We start from the raw sequence: 13,869 nt of genomic DNA, 5'->3' as shown, positions 1-13,869 counted from the left end.
GGATGTTTAATTTAAAAATAACTTGTGTAGCTTTTTTTTTCTGCTATACTCTAACAGCACAAATTAGTCATTTTAACCACTACCCCACTCTAAAACCCCATCATATTCTTGATGACAAGCTAACGGACATTAGTTTTGCTTTTTCTATGAGAGTCTTAGAAAGTGATTACAATGGCCCTTTAGTTAGACTTAGGAGAGCGAGCGATAATGCTCAACAGGACTTTACCTGGGGAGACAATGACATTCTGGATATTAATGCCATTAACACTTGGCGAGGCGGAAGTAATGTTTTTATTCATACCTGGTATGATCAAAGTGGACTTGGTAGAAATGCTGTTCAAACTAATAACACTCAGCAACCACAGTTTTTTCCAAATATTACCAGGCCTCATTTTCAAGGAGATGGCAGCAATGATTATTTAATTATTGATACACCAAATGGTATTCAAGATGTAACCAATGCGGGGAATCAAGGAACCGTTCTTACCATTGTAAGAGCGACTACAAAAAGTCAACATTCATTCGGAGTTTTAACAGGTACGAATAGATGGTCTACACACATGAACTGGAGTAATAACAATTTGTATTTTGATCCAGGTATTTGTTGTAACAGCACTCGATATTTTTCTAACGCGGGAAATATTAATGTTTGGGAAATATATACTTTTATTAAAACAAATACCAATGCGGTAGCTAGATCAGGAGGAGTTCAACGATTTAATGGTGCCCATACTACAGGGCGATGTACTCGAACTGAAGATTTTGCTATTGGTTGGGCTAATGGTGATGGAACTGGTAATCGATCAACGACAGCTTTTATGGAACTCATTATGTATAGAACAGACATAAATGTCACCCAATATCAAGAGATAGAAAGTAATTCCACTACTTTTTGGGGCATTTAAAGCGATAAACGGTAAATTTTTCGAGATTAAACAAATTAAAGTCTATATCAGTGATTTTGGTTCTTTTGTCGAAATTAAAACAAAAAAAAACAATAAAAACAATACCTTTGAAAAGAGGTTAATTAACAAAAAGTTAATTACAACTCGTTAATTGTGACCAACTTAAATTATTTGTGTCATATAAATGTAATTAAGATGTTAACCCAACGTCTATTACATAAGTTCTTTAAAATGTAAAAATTAAGTTCAAAAATGAAACAGACCGTAACTCTAACAAGTAGTTAAAAGTTTTCGAAGAAGTAACATTTATAAATTTAATTTTAGTTCACCATTTAGCCAATTTAGTTTAAACAAATAGTGTAAAAAACCGAACAAAGTACAATATTGTACATAGATTGTTAAAAATCAAGTATGTATGGTATAAAAAAACTTGTGAAATACAAAAAAAATAGTATATTTGTGCACTAGTAAAAACTAACATATTTCTGAAAAGTAAACGACATTTAAAAGACAGACAGTTTTAAAGTATTAATTAGTAATAAAAAATAATAAAAATACGGGGGTATTATGAAAAATTTTTTATCTATGATAGCTATTGCTATGCCTATGTTTTTAGGTGCTCAAACAGCTTTTCATAATTTCGGAGAAGTAAAATTGCACAGTGATGCAAGCGTTGGTTTCCATACAGATTTAGTTAATGATGGAAACTTGGACAACAATAATGAAGGTATTGCTGGTTTTTACAGCGATAACGAAATCAGAAGTATATCAGGAGCTAATAGAGCTGTGTTCAACGATGTTGAAATAGATGTCATCAATGATATCGAGCTTTACACTTCTCTTGGAGTTACAAATGATTTAAGTTTTATCAATGGTAAAGTATTTACATCTAGAGACAACTCAAACACTTCACTTGATTTTATAAATCACAACGTTTATGCTGGAGAAGATGATCAAAGACATGTTGACGGTTACGTTTCGGTTACAGGTTCTAGTACTTTCTCATTTCCTATAGGTGATGATAATAGTTTGAGACCAATGATTCTTACAACACAAGGTACTGCTTCTACTTTCAAAGGTGCTTACTTTGCTATAAATCCTAACAACACTCCTTACGATTATGATACAACTCAAAAACAAATTTTTATTGATAATGTTAGTAATACAGAGTTTTGGGATTTAGATGGAGATGTAGAAACTAGAATTACCCTTACTTGGGATAACAATAGTGACATTAGCAACATTAGTTCAAATGTAAATTTATTGCGAGTAGTAGGTTGGAGTGAATCTGAAGGTAAATGGATAGATTTAGGTAGAACTGGAGTTAATGGTGATGTTGGTACTGGTCAAATTACTTCAAACGCATTCACACCAAATGATTTTACAGTAATCACTATCGGTTCTGAATTTTCTAATAACTCTCTTGATAATGTAAACCTAATATTTACTCCAAATGGTGACCCAACGAATGAAACTTTAATTTTTGAAGGTTTAGAGCAATATAATGGAAACAGCTTAACCATTTTTAATAGATGGGGTAATGTTGTGTACGAAGCTATCGATTATAAGAATAATTGGAGAGGAGAATCAACTGGTAGAGCTACCATTAACAAAAAGAATGATTTACCTGTAGGAACATATTTTTACTCTTTAGATATTGATACTGATAACGGAAGTAAAACTCAAAGAGGTTGGGTTTATATTCACAGATAATAATAGTTAAATTATAACGCAAAAAATTTACTTACTACTTACTACTACATCATATATAAGTAATAAAACAAATATTAAGATTTTTCGACCTCTTTTGGTGTAGTAGGGTTATAACCGAAATCTGCATCTGGCAATTGAATTCCTAATTGATTGATAATATAACCCACACTTGCAAAGTGATGAATAGCGTGACTATGTGCTTGAACTAATGCGCTACCTAAAGTATACTGAACAGTTACTCTTCCTTTTCCCAAATCATCCGTAACGTATATCAGTTCGTTAAAATCTACCTTATCAAGCTTTAATAAATTGGATCGTATTTCTTCAAAATATTTTAAACCTTCCACAATCCATTCTTCTGCTAAGGTATTTCTCTCTCTATCAGAAAAATCAACAGTTTTAGTTTCTAATCCATTGAAAATACATGAAAATACGTCAAGTACATGACGCATATGCGTACCGATACTTGAATAATATGGTGCTACAGATTTATTACAATATTCTTGATCATTAATACTATTCAATAATTTAATACCTCTTTGTAAATTCTCGTCTATAGCTTCAATCATTATATTATTCATTATTTAATAACTAAGTCGCATAAATATAGGTTATTTTACGAGTAATCAATAATATTTTATTGCTCTTTTACAACCAACTTATATACAAGCACATAATCTTATTTCTGGTCGATTTATAAAGTTGCGAAAAATTTTTGGCACACGTTTTGAATATTCATTAATAACTGCGGAAGCCGAAAAGCATATAGAGTAAGCATAACCCTAAATTTAGCAATTATGAGAACAGGGATACTTTTTTTATTAACATTAATACTATTAACACCAGTAAAAGCAAGTACTAATGAGATATCAACTAGCGAGCTTGGGGTTAATATCAAACGAACGTATAATAGTTCTATTTCCTTCGTTGAGCGAGGTGTAGAATTTCATGTTTTCCTTAACGGTAATTTTGATTTTAATACCCATTTTAGAAACAACAGATATGTTGATTATCGTGGTAGAAGATCTAGAGTTGATAGAGGTGTAAGAATTGAAAGAGATTATAGAGGAAAAATACGCAGAGTTGGAAACGTTTTTGTGAATTATGACAACAGAGGAAACGTAACAAGAATTGGAAATGTTTTTATGAGATATAGAAGAGGACATTTGATAAGAGTTGGAGATTTGAGCATTCGTTACGATCGATGGGGAAATCCTTATTACGAAGGAAGTGTGAAAAATGGAGTTTATTTTGAAGATGGAATAGGTTGTGACGACTCCATAGGTATCGATATTAATATTGGAGACATTTATGACTATAATGATGTGTATTTTAATCGAAGAAATTTCAGAAATAACTACAGACAATTTAGAGAAGACGATAATTATTTTTATTATAGAGCCACTCCTAACGCGGATATAGGTAAGAGAAGTAAAGTTCTGAGAAGAAAAAAGCAAAAGAGCAAGAGCCGTCATTTTAAAAACACAACTCCTGAACAACAAGGGAGGTCTAGAAGGAATAGATAAAAGAAAATCCCGAGTCAAAAATGACTCGGGATTTTAATATATATGAACTTTAATTTATTTCGCTACATTAACAGCTCTGGTTTCTCTAATAACCGTAACTTTCACCTGACCTGGATAGGTCATATCATTTTGGATTTTCTGAGATATATTGAACGATAACTCAGCTGCTTTCGTATCGCTAACCTTAGTACTTTCAACCATAACTCTCAACTCTCTACCAGCTTGAATAGCGTATGCTTTTTGTACACCTGTGAATCCAAAAGCAATATCTTCTAAATCCTTTAAACGTTGAATATAACTATCTAAAACCTGACGTCTCGCTCCTGGTCTCGCTCCTGAAATAGCATCACAAACTTGAACAATTGGAGAAAGCATACTCTTCATTTCTATTTCATCGTGGTGAGCTCCAATGGCATTACATACATCCGGTTTTTCACCATACTTTTCTGCCCATTGCATTCCCAATATGGCATGTGGTAATTCACTTTCTGTTTCTGGCACTTTTCCAATATCATGTAACAACCCAGCTCTTTTAGCCGCTTTTGCATTAAGCCCCATTTCAGCAGCCATAATTCCACAAAGATTTGCTACCTCTCTAGAGTGCTGCAATAAATTCTGACCATAAGAAGATCTGTATTTCATTCTTCCAACCGTCTTTATTAGTTCTGGGTGCAAGCCGTGAATTCCCAAATCAATGACAGTTCTCTTACCTACTTCGATAATTTCCTGATTAATTTGTTTTTCCGTTTTACGAACTATTTCTTCAATTCTTGCTGGGTGAATTCTTCCATCTGTTACCAATTTATGCATTGATAATCTAGCGATCTCTCTCCTAACAGGATCAAAACAAGATAAAATAATTGCTTCAGGCGTATCATCAACAATAATTTCAACTCCCGTGGCCGATTCTAAGGCTCTAATATTACGTCCTTCTCTACCAATAATTCGCCCTTTTACATCATCAGATTCTAAATTAAAAACTGAAACACAATTTTCAACAGCCTGCTCTACTCCTACTCTCTGAATTGTATTCAAAACTACTTTTCTAGCTTCCTGCTGCGCAGTCATTTTAGCTTCTTCAACAGTATCCTGAATAAAAGCCATAGCATCAGATTTTGCCTCTTCTTTTAAAGAAGCTACCAATTCTGTTTTTGCTTCATCAGCAGACAATCCAGATATCTGCTCAAGCATATCAACATGACGCTTATGAATTTTTTCTATTTCACTTTCTCTTTTCTCTAGAAATTCTATTTTATAATCGTAGTCAGCCTCTTTTTTCTGCAATGACTTATTATTCTTTTTCGACTTATCTAATTCATTCGAAACCTGACTTTCTTTGTCTCTTACCCTTTTCTCTACATCAGAAACTTTCTTTTCTCTGGATAAAATAACCTTTTCATGTTCAGATTTTAATTCAATAAATTTTTCCTTAGCCTGTAAGATTTTATCCTTTTTTATTGCTTCAGCCTCAACTCTTGCCTCTTTTATTATATTCCTAGCTTTATCCTTAGTATCAACTATTAACTTATTCGCTTTAGTCTTCTCTAACATTTTAGCAATAATAAAACCTATTACTAAACCTATAATTCCCGCCAAAGCAGGAAATAATACTCCTTCCATAATTTAAAATTGATTGTATAAAAAAAGCCCACATTAATAGGGTTTTATAAACTCCATATAGACAGGTTTAGGACTAACTGATTGATCAAGAATCCAAAACAAAGTTGGCATACTTTACTAATCAAGACTCATCCTTTCTAATTGAATAGTGTTGAGTTTATTAAACTATAGTACTAATGCAGGCAGTATATTAATATTATATATTTAAAAGAACTTTTATTTATATTTCGGCATCAATTAATTTAATTAACCCCTTTATTTTTTGTAACGCTTCTTTATCTTTCTTTTCTTTACTTATCGATTCTATTTCTAATTTCGACGCAAACTGTAACGCACACATCGCTAAAACATCTTGTTTATCAGCAACAGCATAATTTTGTTCAAATTTAGCAATTAATTCATTAATATTCCTAGCAGCTTTCCTCATCCCTTCCTCTTCATCTATAGAACCAACGCTTAATGGATATGTTCTACCTGCTATTACAACATTAACTTTTAGTTTCGTCATGTAAAGAACTTTTAGGTACTTAAGAGTTTGATACATTTATCAATTTCTCTTACTAATGTATTTATTTTGAGTTTTGTTTCTCTCGTGTTATTATTACCGCCCTCGATAGTTTTTGCAACCTTTAACAAGTCATATTCTTCTTGTTTTTCTATTAATTGTTGCTCTTTCTCTTGTAACAAACGTTGTAATTTCGCGTTATTTTGGAATAAAATATTATTTTCTTCCTTTAAAAACTCATACTTCGAAAGCAATGTTTTCAACTTAACTTCCAGTAAATGAATCGCTTCTTGAGTGTTACTCATTAATTTAGTGAGAATAAAACTATTTTTACAAAGTTATTAATATAGATTAATTTAACAAATTTTTTGCACCTTTTTAATAAGTTATTGATAACAAAGATACTATCATTTTAATATTTATTTTACTAATTTTGTTTTAAAACTATTGCAATTTTGAAACTTTACCTTATATTTTTTTTTTCTTTAGCATTTGGAACTACTCTTGCTCAAAACCAATATCCAAAAAATTACTTTGATTCTCCGCTAAAAATTCCAATTATACTTTCAGGAACTTTCGGAGAATTGCGAAGTAATCATTTCCATTCAGGAATAGATATAAAAACTCAAGGTAAAGAAGGCTTGCCTATATATGCTCCAGCTGATGGATATATTTCCAGAATAAAAGTCGGTCAATATGGTTTTGGAAAAGCTTTATATATGAACCATCCGAACGGATATACAACGGTATATGCTCATTTAAGAAAATTTGCAAAAAATATTCAGAGTTTCGTAAAAGAAACCCAATATAAAAAGGAGAAGTACGCTATTGGGAACCTTTTTCCCAAACAAGATAGGTTTATTATAAAAAAAGGAGATATTATTGGTTATACTGGTGACACAGGTAGTTCAGGTGGGCCACACTTACATTACGAAATAAGAAACACCAAAACAGAGAACATTATAAATCCTTTATTTTTTAGTTTTAATGTTAACGACAATATAAAACCAACAGTCAATCAATTAATGGTATACCCTTTAAGTAATGACGCACGCATAAATAACTTCGCTAAAAACACTGCTCTTGAACTAAAAAACATTAAAGAGGGTGAATTTGTAACGGATAGGATTTATGCTTCTGGATCCATCGGTTTTGGAATTAATGTATTTGATCGATTAGATGGTGCTTCCAATAAAAATGGAATTTTCAGTTTAGAAATGAAAGTAAATGGAAACAGAGTTTATTATCATGATCTGGAAACGTTTTCATTTTCTGAAAGTAAATTCATTAATCTTCATATTGATTATGCCCACTATAAAAAATACAGAAAGAAATTTCAAAAAACACATAAGGTTCCTGCCAATAAACTTAGTCTTTATGAAGATTTAGTTAATAACGGTAAAATTACTGTTGAAGAAAACTCAAACTATACCGTCGAAATTATTAGTAGTGATTTCAAAAAAAATAAAACACGAATAAAAATACCTATCAAGGGTGTGAAAAGTAATTTAATTTTCAAAAAATTAGACACAACCAAACACAAAATAAAAACTGGAGATTTCAATAAATTCAAGCTACAAAATGTTACTGTGGCTTTTCCAAAAAACACGTTTTATGAAGATTGTTTTATAGATTTCGAATTAAATAACGGAGTCGCTTCAATTCATGAACGTACTGTTCCTTTAGATAAAAGATATACGCTAACCTTTGGTATATCGCATCTTTCCGATGCTCAAAGAGAACAGGTTTATATCGCTAATGTAGATAATCCCAAATACCCGAGATATGTTTCTACAAAAAAGAAAACTGACAAAGTATATACCTCAACAAAATCATTAGGTAAGTACACTTTAAATTACGACACCAAAAAACCTTCGATTACACCTGTTAACTTTCAAAAAGGAAAATGGATATCTAAAAACAAAACACTAAAAGTAAAAATAAAAGACAAGGAAACAGGTATCAGAAATTATAGAGCCACTATTGATAATGAGTGGATTTTAATGGAATACAATCACAAAAAAGGGATATTAACTTACAATTTTAGTGATAAAAAGTTGGTGGGTAGTAAACATATTTTTAAAATTGTAGTGTCTGATAACGTTGGAAATACCAAAACGTTAAAAACAGCGTTTTTTAAAAAGTAAACACCGTACACTTTGAAACAACTTATTTTTATACTTTTTTTCCCTACTTTAATCTTTGCTCAAAAAACAGCCACGGTTAAGGGAAAAATAACCGACCGAAATAATTCACCTATTGAAAACGTTGCAATCACGTATTTAAATAAAGGAACTACCTCAGATAAAAACGGAGTTTACGAGTTTTCTATTCCTATACGAAAAACGGTAACAGTAACGTTTAGTCATGTTTCATTCAAAGCAATCACCAAAAAGTTTACGGCCCGAGGAAATAAAACATTTAACTTTTCTCCAAAATTAAAAGCTTTAGATGAAAACCTGAAAGAGGTTATTGTTAAGAATAGAAAAAAGGAAGCCCAAGGAATCACTAAAATTGACGTTAAAAAAGTTAAGAACCTTATTGGAGCCAACGCTGGAGTTGAAAATGTGTTGATGACAATGCCGGGAGTAAGTAATAATAATGAACTTAGCACGCAATATAATGTTAGAGGAGGAAATTTTGATGAAAATTTGGTGTATGTAAATGGTATTGAAATATACCGTCCTTTTTTAATTCGTTCTGGTCAGCAAGAAGGTCTTAGTTTTATCAATCCACATATGATTCAGAATATTAATTTTTCTGCTGGAGGATTTCAGGCAAAGTATGGCGATAGACTTTCTTCAGTATTAGACATTACCTACCGAAAGCCTCAAGAGTTCGGAGCTCAAATTGAAATGAGTTTATTAGGAGGAAGCTTAACGATAGAAGATTCTTTCTTAAATAATAAATTAGGAGCCATTCTAGGAGTGAGGTATCGTGACAACAGTTTATTTGTGAATAGCAAGCAAACTGAAGTTAATTTTAGACCGCAGTTTACTGATATTCAAACATACCTTTCTTATGAGTTATCCGATAAACTAAAACTCAATTTTTTGAGTAATTTTTCTCTGAATGATTATAATTATCAACCTTTAACTAGAAGAACTCGATTTGGAACCCTTGCCAACCCACTTGAATTAATCGTTTTTTATCAAGGGCAAGAACAAGATCAATTCAAAACTTTATTTGGCGCTTTTTCTGCTGATTACAATGTAAATGAAAATTTAAAACTGACAGGTACAATTTCTTCTTTTAACACCCAAGAGGAAGAGTATTTTGATATTGCTGCTTCGTACAACTTAGGTGAAGTTGACACCAATGCAGGTTCAGAAAACTTTGGAGAAGTTGAATTCTCTCAAGGCATAGGCTCCCAAATAAATCATGCTAGAAACGATTTAGATGCTTTGATTAATGCCGTTCAAATCAGAGCAACTTTAAAGCAAGGTAAAAATGAATGGAGAGCAGGAATTAAATATCAAACTGAAAACATAAAGGATCGAATTAATGAATGGGAAATTATTGATTCATTAGGTTTTTCTGTTCGCCCTCCTCATCATTCCATAAATGAACAACCCTATGAGCCATTTAATGGACCTATAGAGCCCTATCAAAATGTGAGAGCTCAAAACAATATTGATATACAAAGAGTTTCGGGGTTTACGCAAGTAAGCCGAAAGACCTTCATTGACGATCATCAAGTTTGGCTAAATTTAGGAGTTCGTGCTCATTACTGGAATGTTACCGCTAATTCACAGGCCTCTCAAAGCCATATTATATTTAGCCCAAGAGCACAAATAGCAATAAAACCTAACTGGAATAGCGATGTACTTTTTAGGTTATCTGGTGGATGGTATGCACAGCCTCCATTTTACAAAGAACTTAGAGATTATAATGGGCAAATTCACCCCGAAGTGAAAGCTCAACAATCAATCCATGTTGTTGCAGGAAATGATTATAGTTTTAATCTTTGGAATCGACCGTTTAAATTAACCACAGAGGTCTATTATAAAAACCTTACGGATGTTAATTCATATTCAATTGATAACGTTAGAATACGCTATAGAGCCGATAACGTCACGGAAGCTTATGCATATGGACTTGATGTTCGATTGAACGGTGAGTTTGTGCCTGGTAGTGATAGTTGGATAAGTTTCGGATATTTAAAAACAGAAGAAAATATAGACAATAAAGGTTATATTGCTCGCCCAACAGATCAGCGGGTGAAATTTGGAGTTTTATTTCAAGATTACGTACCTAATCTTCCTGATTTAAAAGCCTATTTAAATATCGTTTATAATACAGGGCTTCCAGGTGGAGCTCCTGCCTATTCTGATGTTTATGAGTTTCAAAATAGATTAAACGATTATAAACGTGCCGATCTAGGCGTTTCTTATGTGTTAACCGATGTAAATAAACCTGTTTCTAGCGGTTTTTTAAGTCAATTTAAGGAATTTACTATTGGACTTGAACTTTTCAATATCTTTGACGTAAGAAACTCAATTACTAACACCTGGGTTAGAGATGCCTACAGCAAGCAACAATATGGAATTCCGAACTTTATGACTGGAAGGGTTTTAAACGTAAAACTTGGCATGAAGTTTTAATTCCACCTTTGCTATTTTATACTTCTATAATTTTCACCCCTGACAACAGGTTGACTTAGGACTGTAGTAGATTTGTAAAAAATACACGAATGATTATTAAGGATTTTCAACCATTTATTGGTGAACACTGCGAAACAACAACCACTGGAAGTCTTTTAAAGCATATTGGGATACATTTATCCGAACCTATGTTGTTTGGCATCGGACAGGGTTTGGGATATATTTATTGGAATATGAAAATGATGGACTTTCCTTTCATTGGAGGAAGAATTAAACCAGATCTTCTAACGCAAAACATTTGCCAGAATTTAAATTTAACTTTAGAAGTAAAAGAGACTTTATCTACAAGAAAAGCTTGGAGTACTGTAAAAGATTCGCTTGATAAAGGAATACCTGTCGGTTTAAAGCTAGATTGCTATCATTTGGAATACTTTGCTAGTAAAATTCATTTTGCTGGCCATTATGCTTCTATTTACGGTTATGATGAACTCTATGCTTATCTCAATGACACCAATCAACAAGGTCGAAATGCTGTTACTTCTTTAAAAAGTTTAGCATTGGCAAGAAACGAAAAGGGACCAATGTCTTCTAAAAACTTATCTTATACCATTTCAAAGACAGTAGATATAGCTTCACTAAAAAAAGTAATACCAAAAGCTATACATAACAATGCCTCAGATTTTTTAAATCCTCCAATAAAAAATATCGGATATAAAGGAATCGCCAAGACCAGCTTAGAAGTAAAGAAATGGTTTCAATCTAGTACTTCTATAAAAAAAGATTTTCAGCTATGCGCCTCTCTCATGGAAGGAGGAGGAACTGGTGGTTCACTCTTTAGAAACTTGTATAAAAACTTTCTTAAAGAAAGTGCTAATGTATTGGATTCTTCGGAACTACTAGAAGCTAGCGAGAGTTATTCGAAAATTGCTTCTATGTGGAAAAGAGTTTCCGATTTACTCCATTTAATTGGTGACACCGAAAATATTATATATATAGAAGAAGTGAGCAACATTCTTTTAGAACTCTCTGCAAAGGAAGAACAAACTATGAAAAGTTTACAGAAGATTACAGCTAAGCTCCTTTAGATTACTGATATCAAACAGACTATCCTTTTTGACCGTTATTGTAGGAACTAAAAACTATAATTATTTTTGTTACTATATTTTTTATAGTTAAATAACTAAATCAAATTTATTTTGATAAAATTAATTCAAAAGTGATGACTAAAACCATACTAATAACTGGAAGTACAGATGGAATAGGGAAATTAACAGCCTTAAAAATAGCAAATGACGGACATGTTGTGATTTTACATGGTAGGAACTCAGAAAAACTCGAGAACACTCTATTAGAAATAAAAACAGCATCAAATAATCAGAGTATATTTGGCTATACTGCAGATTTCTCGGACTTATCATCTTTAAAGAAATTCACTTCGAATATTATCGAAAAACATGATTCTCTTGATATTATTATTAATAATGCTGGAATATTTTCAACATCTACTCCAAAAACTAAAGATGGTTATGATGTTCGTTTCTCAGTAAACTTTTTCGCTCCGGTAATACTTACATCAACCTTGCTTTCTCTATTAAAAAAAGGGCATAATTCAAAAATAATCAATTTAAGTTCTGCTGCTCAAGCTACAATATCTTTAGAAGCCTTAAAGGGTAATGAAACCTTAGGAATGCAACAAGCCTATGCTCAAAGTAAGCTAGCTATAACTATGTGGTCGTTCTATCTTGCAAAGATATATCCTTCTATCAATACTATTGCTGTTAATCCCGGATCATTATTGAATACTAAAATGGTACAAGAAGCGTATGGACAATTTTGGTCATCAGCCGATAAAGGGGTTCAGATTTTATATGATCTAGCGCTATCTCATTCCTACAAAAATATAAGTGGAAAATATTTCGATAATGACAAAGGAGCCTTCGGATCTGCCCATGCAGATAGTTATAATGATGAAAAAATAGAAGAGTTAATGAAAGTTACTACGGAAATACTCCGAAATTCAAACCTAAACTATTAATGAGTAAGTTAAATGATATAGCGCAGCAGGGAAAATTAAGTTTAGGGCTTGTTTTTCCTATTGAAGCCTATTCTGGCTCTATACCTACTATGCAACGTCAGGAAATGCTTGCTAAAAAAGCAGAAGAACTAGGTTTTAAAGCTCTATGGTTTCGAGATATTCCATTGCATGATCCAAATTTTGGAGATACTGGACAAATGTATGACCCATGGGTGTATATGACGCATATTATGAATCAAACGTCGTCCATTGCACTTGCTTCGGGATCCATAATACTTCCTCTTCGACATCCAGTTCATACCGCTAAATCAATGTTAAGTATTCAGGAACTTTCGAAAGGAAGAGCAATATTTGGTATTGCTTCAGGAGATAGACCTTCGGAATATCCAGCTTTCAATAAAAATATACATAACAAAGGTGATTTATTTAGAGATAATTTCGAATACATACAATCTTTATTAAAAGATTATCCTTCAATTGAGTCTTCTCACTACGGATTTATGAATGGGAGTACTGACTTAGTCCCCAAATCGAATCATAAAATTCCATTTCTTGTGACAGGACATTCGGGGCAATCTTTAGATTGGATTGCGAAAAACTCCGATGGATGGTTGTATTATCCTAGAGATTTTAATATACTCAAGCGCTCTATGAATGATTGGCATCAAGCCCTTAGCGAAAATAAACAATCGTGGAAACCCTATATACAATCACTTTATATTGATTTAGTCGATAATCCAAATATTTCTCCCTCTCCTATTCATTTGGGGATAAGAACGGGAAGTAAGTTTCTATTATCTTATTTAAAATCTTTAGAATCATTTGGTGTAAATCATGTCCTGCTTAATTTAAAATACAGTTCCAGAGAAGCTAATGAAGTAATTGAAGAAATTGGTAGTAGTATTTTGCCAAATTTTAATTCATAAAAAAACCGAGCTACCCGCTCGGTTCTATATATAAA

General features: G+C 32.3%; 12 protein-coding genes and 1 other RNA gene. 8 read left to right on the top strand and 5 right to left on the bottom strand.

Features of this window, described 5'->3' with window-relative positions:
- The first annotated feature begins 2 nt into the window (after positions 1–2).
- Together BLW23_RS01070 and BLW23_RS01065 are read left to right on the top strand one after the other, a co-directional pair.
- Positions 3–905 (top strand): arabinofuranosidase catalytic domain-containing protein, encoded by a 903-nt coding sequence (locus tag BLW23_RS01070; RefSeq protein ID WP_093667403.1) that lies wholly within the window; start codon positions 3–5, stop codon positions 903–905.
- A 567-nt stretch (positions 906–1,472) separates the two neighbouring features.
- Positions 1,473–2,618 (top strand): gliding motility-associated C-terminal domain-containing protein, encoded by a 1,146-nt coding sequence (locus BLW23_RS01065; RefSeq protein WP_093667402.1) that lies wholly within the window; start codon positions 1,473–1,475, stop codon positions 2,616–2,618.
- Positions 2,619–2,692: 74 nt separating this feature from the next.
- Here the strand turns inward: BLW23_RS01065 and BLW23_RS01060 are convergent, their stop codons facing one another.
- Entirely contained in the window at positions 2,693–3,199 is a 507-nt protein-coding gene (locus BLW23_RS01060; RefSeq protein WP_255362700.1) for a DinB family protein, read from the bottom strand.
- Positions 3,200–3,415: 216 nt separating this feature from the next.
- Here BLW23_RS01060 and BLW23_RS01055 point away from each other — a divergent pair, with 216 nt between their 5' ends.
- Positions 3,416–4,144, top strand: a complete 729-nt coding sequence (locus tag BLW23_RS01055; protein WP_093667400.1) for a hypothetical protein — start codon at positions 3,416–3,418, stop codon at positions 4,142–4,144.
- Between the two features lie 54 nt (positions 4,145–4,198).
- On the opposite strand, the gene rny is transcribed toward BLW23_RS01055, so the two are convergent.
- From rny to BLW23_RS01035, 4 genes are all read right to left on the bottom strand, one after another.
- A complete protein-coding gene (gene rny / locus BLW23_RS01050; protein WP_093667399.1) occupies positions 4,199–5,764 on the bottom strand; it encodes a ribonuclease Y in 1,566 nt (521 codons plus the stop codon).
- Positions 5,765–5,812: 48 nt separating this feature from the next.
- Positions 5,813–5,921: non-coding RNA, 6S RNA (ssrS, locus tag BLW23_RS01045), on the bottom strand.
- Between the two features lie 63 nt (positions 5,922–5,984).
- On the bottom strand, positions 5,985–6,272 hold the full coding sequence (locus BLW23_RS01040; RefSeq protein ID WP_093668404.1) for a cell division protein ZapA: 288 nt from the start codon (positions 6,270–6,272) through the stop codon (positions 5,985–5,987).
- 11 nt (positions 6,273–6,283) lie between these two features.
- Entirely contained in the window at positions 6,284–6,574 is a 291-nt protein-coding gene (locus tag BLW23_RS01035) for a hypothetical protein (protein ID WP_093667398.1), read from the bottom strand.
- Between the two features lie 150 nt (positions 6,575–6,724).
- Here BLW23_RS01035 and BLW23_RS01030 point away from each other — a divergent pair, with 150 nt between their 5' ends.
- From BLW23_RS01030 to BLW23_RS01010, 5 genes are all read left to right on the top strand, one after another.
- Positions 6,725–8,416 carry a M23 family metallopeptidase gene (locus BLW23_RS01030; protein ID WP_255362699.1) on the top strand — a complete coding sequence of 564 codons (1,692 nt, stop codon included), beginning with the start codon at positions 6,725–6,727 and terminating at the stop codon, positions 8,414–8,416.
- 12 nt (positions 8,417–8,428) lie between these two features.
- Entirely contained in the window at positions 8,429–10,873 is a 2,445-nt protein-coding gene (locus tag BLW23_RS01025) for a TonB-dependent receptor (protein ID WP_093667397.1), read from the top strand.
- 89 nt (positions 10,874–10,962) lie between these two features.
- Positions 10,963–11,958: a BtrH N-terminal domain-containing protein gene (locus tag BLW23_RS01020; protein ID WP_093667396.1), complete on the top strand. Its 996-nt coding sequence runs from the start codon at positions 10,963–10,965 to the stop codon at positions 11,956–11,958.
- Between the two features lie 134 nt (positions 11,959–12,092).
- A complete protein-coding gene (locus BLW23_RS01015) occupies positions 12,093–12,908 on the top strand; it encodes an SDR family NAD(P)-dependent oxidoreductase (RefSeq protein ID WP_093667395.1) in 816 nt (271 codons plus the stop codon).
- Complete coding sequence (locus tag BLW23_RS01010; RefSeq protein WP_093667394.1) at positions 12,908–13,834, top strand: LLM class oxidoreductase; 927 nt, start codon at positions 12,908–12,910, stop codon at positions 13,832–13,834. Before BLW23_RS01015 ends, BLW23_RS01010 begins: the two co-directional genes overlap by 1 nt.
- Positions 13,835–13,869 lie beyond the last annotated feature (35 nt).

It is taken from the genome of Tenacibaculum sp. MAR_2009_124 (assembly GCF_900105455.1).
In the GTDB taxonomy this organism is placed as follows: domain Bacteria; phylum Bacteroidota; class Bacteroidia; order Flavobacteriales; family Flavobacteriaceae; genus Polaribacter.
The sequence above is the reverse complement of the archived record's forward strand: the minus strand, read 5'-3'. Positions and strand labels throughout refer to the sequence as shown.